Here is a 10,551-nt window from a genome sequence, read left to right as displayed (position 1 = left end):
ACTTTATTCTTTGTTGTCGTTTCCTTCGTTTTTTATCGAATCAATAATTTAAAAGTTAGTAAAATGAAATAATAAACATCCTAATTTTGTAACAAACTATAGAAATACATACTAATCTAGCGCATTAAAATTTTAAATATGAAATTACTTCAAAGAATTACAATTTTGTCATTAACAACTTTAAGTATAATAAGTTGCGATAAAAAAGAAACCGCTTTTGTTGATCCATTGCTAACCAATAGAGATACAACGATAAATCCATCTGATGATTTTTTTAATTATGCCAATGGTGGCTGGTTTAAAAAACACCCAATTCCTTCATCAGAGAGAAGCAACGGAATCTTTAGGATGATTCAAGATACCATCAATAATCAGGTGAAATCCATTTGCGAAAAATCGGCGGAAGCCAACGCAGAAAAAGGAAGCAACAAACAAAAAATAGGCGATTTTTATGCTTCTGGAATGGATTCTATAGCTGTAAATAAATTAGGAATTTCGCCATTAAAAAATGATTTTGCTAAAATTGATGCGGTAAAAGATGTACCAAGTTTATTAAAAACTATTGGTTATTTGCACACTTTGGGAACAAGCGCAGGATTTTCATTTTATGTGTATCAAGACGATAAAAATAGTGCCAAAAATATGCTTCAATTTTCTCAAGGCGGATTAGGTCTTGGTCAAAGAGATTACTATTTCAATACTGATGCCGAAACGGTTAAAATTAGAAATGAGTACGTAAAGCATGTTCAAAAAATGTTAGAATTAATAGGTGAGAAGCCCGAAGTTGCTACCAAAAATGCAAATTCAATAATGAAACTGGAAACAGAATTGGCTAAATCATCAAGAAAATTAGAAGCATTACGTGATCCGAATAAAAACTACAATAAAATGTCGGTTGCAGCTTTTAATGCAATTACTCCAAAAATTGATTGGAATTTCACCTTGAAAGAATTAGGAATTGCCAAAGCAGATTCTGTTATTGTTGGTCAACCCGAATTTTACAAAGCATTCAATTCGATGATAAAATCGTATGCTATTGAAGATTGGAAAACCTATCTAAAATGGAATTTAGTTAATACTTATGCTTCTTATTTGAATAAAGAAATCGAAGATCAAAATTTCAAATTTTATTCGACAATTTTAGGAGGTGTAAAAACTCAAAAACCAAGATGGAAGCGCGTTGTAGAACAGACAAATGGTTCGCTTGGAGAATTAATTGGTCAGGTTTATGTTGACGAATACCTGCCTAAAGGCTCTAAAGAAAAATTACTAGAAATAGGAAATAATATAAGAGATGTTTATGCCGAACGAATTAAAAAATTAGATTGGATGAGCGAACCTACCAAGAAAAAAGCATTATACAAATTGAGTAAAATTGTAATGAAAGTAGGTTATCCAGATAAATGGAAAGATTTAAGTTCAATTACTATCGATAGAAATTCTTACTGCAAAAATGTGATGGAAGTTTCTAAATGGGAGTACAGTGAAATGATTAAAAAATACGGAAAACCAGTTGATAGAACCGAATGGGGAATGTTTCCACAAACCTATAATGCTTATTACAATCCGAGTAATAATGAAATATGTGTTCCAGCATGTAATATATTAGTTCCAGGTTATGAAGGTAGAATGCCTGATGATGCGATTTTATATGGAATAATTGGTGGTTCAACTTTTGGACATGAAATCACCCACGGATTTGACGATCAAGGAAGTCAATATGATGACAAAGGAAACTTAAACAATTGGTGGACTGCAGAAGATTTGAAGAAATTCAAACAAAAAACACAATTGATAGTTAATCAATATAGCAAATTTAAAGTTGGAGATAAATTTGTAAATGGCGATGCTACACAAGGAGAAAATATAGCCGATTTAGGCGGTGTTGTTATGGGTTACGAAGCTTTCAAGAAAACCAAACAATATAAATCGAACGAAAAAATCAGCGGATTATCGCCAGATCAACGTTACTTTTTAGCCTATGGATATGCTTGGATGGTAAATGCTAATAAAGAATATTTATCGCAACAAATCATGACCGATGTACATTCGCCAGCACAATTTAGAATTAACGGACCATTAGCAAATATTCCAGAATTTCATAAAACATTCAATATAAAACCAGGAAGCACGATGTATCAGCCCGATTCACTTCGAGTTGTGATTTGGTAAAACTTCGTTTAAATTTAAAAAACTACATCCTAAAAATGTAGTTTTTTTTATACTTTATATTTTGCCTATATTTGTACAAATAAACAATAGAAATTTAGTGAATCCGACCAATAAACTCAAGATATTTAACGATCCTATATATGGTTTTATCACCATTCCAAATAGCTTAATTTACGATTTAATTCAGCATCCTTATTTTCAACGTTTGAGACGTATTTCTCAAATGGGAATGTCGTATTTGGTTTATCCTGGTGCGCATCACACTCGCTTTCATCATGCGCTTGGTTGCATGCACATAATGCAAAAAGCAGTTCAAACGCTACGATTTAAAGGTGTTGAAATTTCCAACGAAGAAGAAAACGCGCTTTACATAGCCATTCTTTTGCACGATATTGGTCATGGACCATTTTCTCATGCTATGGAACACAGTATTGTAGAAGATGTGCATCACGAAGAAATTTCGCTGTTTTTTATGAATGCTTTAAATCAAGAATTTAATGGAGAGTTAAGTCTGGCAATTCAAATTTTTAAAGGTGAATACCATAGAAAATTTATGTTACAACTCATTTCTAGTCAGCTAGATATGGATCGAATGGATTACCTTAAAAGAGATAGCTTTTACAGTGGTGTTGCAGAAGGAAATATAAACAGTGACCGATTAATTCAAATGATGAACGTGCAAGATGATGTTCTTGTTATTGAAGAAAAAGGTATTTTTTCTGTAGAGAAATTTCTTGTTGCTAGACGATTAATGTATTGGCAAGCCTATTTGCATAAAACATCAGTTGTAGCCGAGTTAACGTTGACTAAAATTTTAAAAAGAGCCAAAGAATTAACTCAAAAAGGTATTCAATTATCATGTAGTGAACCACTTTCTTTTTTTCTAAATAATAAAATTTCATCAGATGATTTTACTGATGAAATTCTAAAAACTTTTGCATTATTAGATGATTATGATGTGATGGGCGCCATAAAAACGTGGCAATTTAATGACGATTTTGTATTGAGTTCATTGAGTAAAATGATTATCAATCGTGATTTACTTAAAATTGTAATGCTCGATGAAAAAGTTGATTTAGAAAAATTGAATAATTTTAAAACTCAATTTGCTGCAATGCACAATTTGTCGGATAAAGATGTTTCGTATTTTGTTTTTAAAGGCAAACTTAAAAATCAAGCATACAATAAAGAAAGTGAGCCAATAAGTATCTTGAAGAAAGATAAAACTGTAGAAAATATTGTAGATTCGTCCGATCAATTACAAGTTCGAGCATTGTCTAAAGCAGTAACCAAATATTTTATATGCTTTCCAAAAGTGCTACTAGAAGTGTAGGTTTCAATTAATTTTTATATTTTTGCACAAATGAAACGAACCAATAATTTTTTAAATTTGAATTCTGTGTATGAAAGTGAGTTACATTTTATACTACTAAGAAATAGAATCTGATAAAATGAAATTCACAGCAGAACAAATAGCGGGTATTCTTGATGGCGAAGTAGTAGGAAATCCTAATGCCGAAGTCTATAAATTAGCAAAAATAGAAGAAGGAGTTCAAGGCTCTTTAACATTTTTGTCTAATCCGAAATACCTTAATTACATCTATTCAACCCAAGCGTCAATAACAATTGTAAACGCAACATTTGAGCCAGAGCAACCTATAATCACTACATTAATTAAAGTTGAAGATGCGTACAAAGCATTTTCTAAACTTCTTGAATATTACAATCAAGTAAAATTAATGAAATCTGGAATTGAGCAACCATCGGTAATTTCAGAAAATGTAACTTATGGTGATAATTTATATTTAGGTAGTTTTTGCTATGTTGGAAAAAATGTAAAAATTGGAAATAACGTAAAAATTTATCCGAATACATTTATTGGTGATAATGCAATAATAGGCGATAATTGCATTTTATTTGCTGGTGTTAGAATCTATTCTGAAACTGAAATTGGAGCTAACTGTACCATTCATTCAGGAAGTATAATTGGTTCAGATGGATTTGGATTCGCTCCTTCAGAAGATGGAACTTTCACAAAAATACCACAAATAGGAAATGTAATTCTTGAAGACAATGTCGATGTTGGTTCTTGCACTACAATCGATCGAGCAACTTTAGGATCTACAATTATTAGAAAAGGAGTGAAATTGGATAATCAAATTCAAATTGCTCACAATGTAGAAATTGGAGAAAATACAGTAATTGCCTCACAAACTGGAATTGCTGGTTCAACCAAAATTGGAAAAAATTGTATGATTGGTGGACAAGTTGGAATTGTTGGTCATATTACAATAGGAGATAATGTGCGTATTCAAGCACAATCAGGAATTGGAAAAAGTCTTAAAGACGGCGAAACTGTTCAAGGTTCACCAGCTTTTAACTACAGTGATTTTAGTAAATCATTCGTACACTTTAGAAATTTCCCAAAAATAGTTTCAGATTTAGAAAATTTGAAGAAAAAATTAGATTAGAAAACAAACTAAATTACAATTATATTATGGTTAAGCAAAAAACCATCAAAAACGAAATTACACTTACAGGCGTTGGATTACACACAGGAAAAGAAGTAACAATGACTTTTAAACCTGCGCCAATTAACAATGGTTTTACCTTTGTAAGAGTAGATTTAGAAGGTTCACCAATTATTGAAGCCGATGCTAATTACGTAGTAAACACGCAAAGAGGAACTAATTTAGAAAAATTAGGAGTTAAAATTCAAACATCAGAGCACGTTTTAGCTGCTTTTGTTGGTTGCGATATTGACAATGCAATTATAGAATTGGATGCTTCAGAACCACCAATTATGGACGGTTCTTCTAAGTATTTTGTAGAAGCAATAGAAAAAGCAGGTATTGAAGAACAAGAAGCTGAACGTAAATTTTATGTTGTAAAAGAAGTTATTTCGTTTACAGATGAAGCTACAGGAAGTGAAATTCTTGTAATGCCAAGCGATGATTATCAAGTAACTGCAATGGTAGATTTTGGAACCAAAGTTCTTGGTACTCAAAATGCAACCTTAAAAAATATAAGCGATTTTAAAACTGAAATTGCCAACTCAAGAACATTTAGTTTTCTTCATGAATTAGAAACTTTATTAGACAATGGTTTAATAAAAGGTGGCGATTTAAACAACGCAATTGTATATGTTGATAAAGAAATTTCGGCATCTACAATGGAAAATCTTAAAAAGGCTTTTGGTAAAGATACAATCGCAGTTAAAGAAAATGGAATTTTAGATAATCTAACGTTACATTATCCTAACGAAGCTGCACGTCACAAATTACTAGATGTAATTGGTGATCTAGCGCTTATCGGAGTTCGTATTAAAGGTAAGGTTATTGCCAATAAACCTGGACATTTTGTAAACACTCAGTTTGCTAAAAAAATGTCAAAAATCATTAAAATCGAACAGAAGAATCATATTCCAACATACGATTTAAATTTGCCACCCTTGATGGATATTCACCAAATTATGAATATCTTGCCACACAGACCACCATTTTTATTGATTGACAGAATCATAGAAATGTCTGATACGCATGTGGTTGGAATGAAAAATGTTACAATGAACGAAAATTTCTTTGTAGGACATTTTCCAGATGCACCAGTAATGCCAGGAGTTTTAATAGTAGAGGCGATGGCACAATCGGGTGGAATTTTAGTATTAAGTACTGTTCCAGATCCAGAAAATTACTTAACCTATTTCATGAAAATTGACAATGTTAAGTTTAAATATAAAGTATTACCTGGTGATACATTAATATTCAAATGTGATTTAATTACTCCAATTAGAAGAGGAATTTGTCACATGCAAGCCAATGCTTACGCCAACGGAAGATTAGTTGCAGAAGCAGAATTAATGGCGCAAATAGCTAAAAAACAATAAGAAAAAAGAGTTTATAGTTTTTAGTTTATGTTTGTAACGACAATAAACGACAAACCACAAACCATAATCATCAAAATATATGAATCAACCTTTAGCATACGTTCATCCTGGAGCAAAAATAGCACGAAATGTTGTAATTGATCCTTTTACAACAATTCATAACAATGTAGAAATTGGCGAAGGAACTTGGATAGGTTCTAATGTTACCATTATGGAAGGTGCAAGAATTGGTAAAAATTGCAATATTTTTCCAGGCGCAGTTATTTCTGCTGTTCCTCAAGATTTAAAATTTGGAGGTGAAGATTCACTTGCAATAATCGGTGATAACTGTACTATTAGAGAAGGTGTTACAATAAACAGAGGAACAATTGCATCGGGTCAAACAAAAATTGGAAACAATTGTTTAATTATGGCAACTGCTCACGTTGCACACGATTGTCATATTGGTGATAACGTAATTATTGTAAATGGCGTACTTCTTGGTGGACATGTTACTATTGGAAACTTTGCAATCGTTGGCGGATTATCTGCTGTACATCAATTTATTAGTATTGGTGATCACGCAATGATTTCTGGCGGATCATTACTTCGTAAAGACGTTCCTCCTTATACAAAAGCAGCCAAAGAACCATTATCTTATGTAGGAATCAATTCTGTTGGATTGAGAAGAAGAGGATTTACATCAGAAAAAATCAGAGAAATTCAAGATATTTACAGAATTTTATACCAAAAAAATTACAATACATCACAAGCAGTTGGAATAATTGAAGCCGAAATGGCAGCTTCTCCAGAACGTGATGAAATATTAGATTTTATCAGAAATTCTTCTCGTGGTATCATGAAAGGATACTCTGGAAGTCTATAAATAACAAATAAAAATTATAAAAATAAACAAACTATACAATGGCATCTACATCAGATATTAGAAACGGATTATGTATTAAATACAATCACGATATTTATAAAATTATCGAATTTCTTCACGTTAAACCAGGAAAAGGTCCAGCTTTCGTAAGAACTAAATTAAAAAGTTTAACTAACGGAAAAGTTTTAGACAACACTTTTTCTGCTGGTCATAAAATCGATGAAGTTCGTGTTGAAACGCATGAATACCAGTATTTATATGCTGAAGGAGATTTATTTAATTTTATGCACGTTGAAACTTACGAGCAAATTCAATTGAATAAAGCTATTCTTGATGCTCCAGAGTTATTAAAAGAAGGAACAACTGTAAAAGTAATTATCAATGCTGAAACCGAATTGCCTCTTTCTGTAGACATGCCAGCTTCTGTAGTACTTGAAGTTACTTATGCAGAACCAGGTGTAAAAGGAAATACTGCAACCAATGCAACTAAACCTGCAACAGTAGAAACTGGTGCTTCAGTAAACGTACCTTTGTTTATTAATGAAGGTGATAAAATTAAAATTGATACTGCTTCTGGTTCTTACATGGAACGAGTAAAAGAATAATTTAAATGAAATTTTCAAAAATACATTCACTTAAAGAAATTGCAGAAATCATCGGTTGCCATTATATTGGTTCCGATGATTTTCCTGTTTATGGAATGAATGAAATTCACGTAGTTGAACCTGGTGACATTGTGTTTGTTGATCATCCTAAATACTATGATAAAGCCTTACAATCGGCGGCAACAATAGTATTAATCAATAAAGAAGTAGAATGTCCAGAAGGTAAAGCGCTATTAATTTCAGACGATCCGTTTAGAGATTTTAATACGTTAACTAAACATTTCCGACCTTTTCAAGCTACTGATAAAGCCATTTCGGTTTCAGCAGTAATTGGAGAAGGAACTTATATTCAACCCAATTGTTTTATTGGAAATCATGTGAAAATTGGTTCAAATTGTATTATTCATTCTAATGTAACCATTTATGATGGCTGTGTTATTGGCGATAATGTAATTATTCAAGCTGGAACTATTCTTGGTGCCGATGCATTTTATTACAAAAAACGGCCCGAAGGTTATGATCAATTACTTTCTGGCGGACGCGTTGTGATAGAAAACAATGTTGGTATTGGTGCGCTTTGTACTATTGATAAAGGAGTTACTGGCGATACAACTATTGGTGAAGGAACAAAAATTGACAATCAAGTACACGTTGGTCACGATACTGTAATTGGTAAAAAATGCCTAATTGCAGCTCAAACAGGAATTGCAGGTTGCGTAATTATTGAAGATGAAGTAACACTTTGGGGACAAGTTGGAACTACTAGTGGAATTACAATAGGAGCAAAGGCTGTAGTTCTTGGTCAAACAGGAGTAACAAAATCTATTGAAGGCGGAAAATCTTATTTTGGAACTCCAATAGAAGAATCACGCGAAAAATTAAAGCAATTGGCAAATATTAAACGTATTCCAGAAATTTTAAAAAATCTTAAGTAATGACACCAAAAGAATTAGTACTTGATTTTTATAAAAATGATTTGATGTTACACAAATCAGAGGTAACAGAATTTCTACATGAAGATTTAATTATCGAATGGAACAGTAGCAAAGGTTTCGTTCAGATGAAAAAAGAAGATGTTTTAAATTTATCAGATGAATTGAGCAAAGCTTATGTTCGTTCGAAAATGAGAATTACTCATATCATTGCAGAAGATAATACGGTTTCGGTACGCTATTCACATTTTGTAAAAACAATCGAAAATCCTAGAGAGGAAATGCTTTTAGCACATTTTTTCGTCATTTGGGAAATTAAAGACGGTAAATTATATAGAGGATTTCAAATGAGTCAATTCTCATAAATTGAACCATGTTTACACAAAATTTAAAAGTAAACTATCTTCTAAAAATAACGGCACTTTTTTGGATTATTACAAAAATAATATCCTACAAACTTTGGTTGTCTAATCGCTTATTTCCGCTAATTCCTGTAGCAGATTTTTTTGACAATTGCCCAAATTGGTTGCATCTTTCATTGTACATTTTAGGAATGTGTTCAATGTTTTTTGTATTTCTATTTCCCAGTAATAGGATAATTATTGGATTTACAATTGGCATCGAATTGTTATCGTGTTTGTTAGATATAAATCGATGGCAACCGTATCAATATCATTTTATCTTAATTTTTTGTTTTGCGTTCTTTTTTAGAAAACAAAAAAGCTTCCTCAATTATTTTGTCTTTCTATTGATTGTGATTTATGCCAATAGCGGATTACATAAATTAAACGGAGGTTTTTTGTTTTATGTATGGGAAAATTTAATCCTGAAACAACTTTTAGGATTTAAATCCGATCAAATTTCGAATACTTTTATTCATTACCTAGGATTATCATTAGGATTATTTGAATTTATTGGTGCTTTAGGATTGCTGTTTTTTAAGAATAAAAAAATGGTAGCTGCACTTTTAATTGCAATGCACTTATTCATTTTAGTGCTGCTTTCACCATTAGGTGTCAATCACAATTCGGTGGTTTTACCCTGGAATTTTGCTATGATTATATTTTTATTGGTGCTTTATTTTACAAACGAAACTACATCTTTTAAATTTAAAGAATTGATTGATGGCTATCAAATAGTATTTTTTATTTTGATTGGTGTACTGCCATTACTGAACTTTTTTGGTTTATATGATAATTACCTGTCCTTTAATTTATATTCTGGAAATTTGCAAAAAATGTATATCTGTGTCGAAAATAGAGGTGAAGCAAGTCAATTTGAACCCTATTTCTCTAAAAACAAAACGGTTGTTGATTGTTCAAATGCAATTTTGTTATCCAATTGGTCAGTAAATGAACTGAATGTTTTTCCCTATCCCGAAAAACGTGTATATTTAAAAATTATGCAAAAATGGAAAGCTCAAAATCCCACAATTGCTGCAAAATTTTATTTAGTAAATTATCCTTATCACAAAAAAAATTGTGTTCAAATTGATGAATAATACATTTTCATCATTTANNGAAAATTTACAAAATAGTAAGAAAAAAACTGAATTCTGAATACTGAATACTGAACACTTTTTAATACTTTTGCATCACAAACAATAAAACTACATAAAAAATATATCATGAGCGTTTTAGTAAATAAGAATTCAAAAATAATTGTTCAAGGTTTTACAGGTAGCGAAGGAACTTTCCACGCATCTCAAATGATTGAATACGGAACTAATGTTGTTGGTGGAGTTACACCAGGAAAAGGTGGATCTACTCATTTAGATCGTCCAGTTTTTAATACCGTAAAAGATGCCGTAGAACAAGCTGGTGCCGATACTACAATTATTTTTGTTCCGCCTGCATTTGCTGCAGATGCAATCATGGAAGCGGCAGACGCTGGAATTAAAGTTATTATCTGTATCACAGAAGGAATTCCGGTTGCAGATATGATTAAAGCATATGCATACATTAAAGATAGAGAATGTAGATTAATTGGTCCAAACTGTCCTGGTGTTATTACGCCAGAAGAAGCTAAAGTTGGTATTATGCCAGGTTTTGTTTTCAAAAAAGGAAATGTTGGTATCGTTTCTAAATCAGG

Annotated in this window: 10 protein-coding genes; all 10 read left to right on the top strand. The window is 31.7% G+C overall.

All coding sequences use genetic code 11. The annotated features are described in order from the left end of the window. Positions 1-138: 138 nt before the first annotated feature. Positions 139-2,172 carry a M13 family metallopeptidase gene (locus DIU01_RS05530; RefSeq protein WP_290832292.1) on the top strand — a complete coding sequence of 678 codons (2,034 nt, stop codon included), beginning with the start codon at positions 139-141 and terminating at the stop codon, positions 2,170-2,172. 97 nt (positions 2,173-2,269) lie between these two features. Continuing rightward, entirely contained in the window at positions 2,270-3,505 is a 1,236-nt protein-coding gene (locus DIU01_RS05525) for an HD domain-containing protein (protein WP_290832371.1), read from the top strand. Between the two features lie 118 nt (positions 3,506-3,623). Beyond that, on the top strand, positions 3,624-4,643 hold the full coding sequence (gene lpxD, locus DIU01_RS05520; RefSeq protein WP_290832289.1) for a UDP-3-O-(3-hydroxymyristoyl)glucosamine N-acyltransferase: 1,020 nt from the start codon (positions 3,624-3,626) through the stop codon (positions 4,641-4,643). 26 nt (positions 4,644-4,669) lie between these two features. After that, positions 4,670-6,058 (top strand): bifunctional UDP-3-O-[3-hydroxymyristoyl] N-acetylglucosamine deacetylase/3-hydroxyacyl-ACP dehydratase, encoded by a 1,389-nt coding sequence (locus DIU01_RS05515; RefSeq protein WP_290832287.1) that lies wholly within the window; start codon positions 4,670-4,672, stop codon positions 6,056-6,058. 79 nt (positions 6,059-6,137) lie between these two features. Beyond that, positions 6,138-6,923 carry an acyl-ACP--UDP-N-acetylglucosamine O-acyltransferase gene (gene lpxA, locus DIU01_RS05510; RefSeq protein WP_290832285.1) on the top strand — a complete coding sequence of 262 codons (786 nt, stop codon included), beginning with the start codon at positions 6,138-6,140 and terminating at the stop codon, positions 6,921-6,923. A gap of 38 nt (positions 6,924-6,961) precedes the next feature. After that, entirely contained in the window at positions 6,962-7,528 is a 567-nt protein-coding gene (gene efp, locus DIU01_RS05505; protein ID WP_290832283.1) for an elongation factor P, read from the top strand. A gap of 5 nt (positions 7,529-7,533) precedes the next feature. Then, the gene (locus DIU01_RS05500) at positions 7,534-8,463 is read left to right on the top strand and encodes a UDP-3-O-(3-hydroxymyristoyl)glucosamine N-acyltransferase (RefSeq protein ID WP_290832281.1); all 930 of its coding nucleotides are present in this window, start codon (positions 7,534-7,536) and stop codon (positions 8,461-8,463) included. Then, the gene (locus DIU01_RS05495) at positions 8,463-8,825 is read left to right on the top strand and encodes a nuclear transport factor 2 family protein (protein ID WP_290832279.1); all 363 of its coding nucleotides are present in this window, start codon (positions 8,463-8,465) and stop codon (positions 8,823-8,825) included. Before DIU01_RS05500 ends, DIU01_RS05495 begins: the two co-directional genes overlap by 1 nt. 8 nt (positions 8,826-8,833) lie before the next feature. Further along, positions 8,834-9,961 carry a hypothetical protein gene (locus DIU01_RS05490; protein ID WP_290832277.1) on the top strand — a complete coding sequence of 376 codons (1,128 nt, stop codon included), beginning with the start codon at positions 8,834-8,836 and terminating at the stop codon, positions 9,959-9,961. A gap of 126 nt (positions 9,962-10,087) precedes the next feature. Then, positions 10,088-10,551, top strand: a 464-nt coding sequence (locus DIU01_RS05485) for a CoA-binding protein (protein ID WP_290832275.1), incomplete at its 3' end; no start/stop codon positions are given.

The organism is Flavobacterium sp., from assembly GCF_003525665.1.
Taxonomy (GTDB): domain Bacteria; phylum Bacteroidota; class Bacteroidia; order Flavobacteriales; family Flavobacteriaceae; genus Flavobacterium.
This window is presented reverse-complemented; position numbering and strand designations above follow the sequence as displayed.

Coding starts and splice junctions, on each gene's coding strand:
- DIU01_RS05530 (WP_290832292.1), top strand. CDS start 139: ATGAAATTACTTCAAAGAATTACAATTTTGTCATTAACAACTTTAAGT.
- lpxA (WP_290832285.1), top strand. CDS start 6,138: ATGAATCAACCTTTAGCATACGTTCATCCTGGAGCAAAAATAGCACGA.
- lpxD (WP_290832289.1), top strand. CDS start 3,624: ATGAAATTCACAGCAGAACAAATAGCGGGTATTCTTGATGGCGAAGTA.
- DIU01_RS05495 (WP_290832279.1), top strand. CDS start 8,463: ATGACACCAAAAGAATTAGTACTTGATTTTTATAAAAATGATTTGATG.
- DIU01_RS05515 (WP_290832287.1), top strand. CDS start 4,670: ATGGTTAAGCAAAAAACCATCAAAAACGAAATTACACTTACAGGCGTT.
- DIU01_RS05500 (WP_290832281.1), top strand. CDS start 7,534: ATGAAATTTTCAAAAATACATTCACTTAAAGAAATTGCAGAAATCATC.
- DIU01_RS05490 (WP_290832277.1), top strand. CDS start 8,834: ATGTTTACACAAAATTTAAAAGTAAACTATCTTCTAAAAATAACGGCA.
- efp (WP_290832283.1), top strand. CDS start 6,962: ATGGCATCTACATCAGATATTAGAAACGGATTATGTATTAAATACAAT.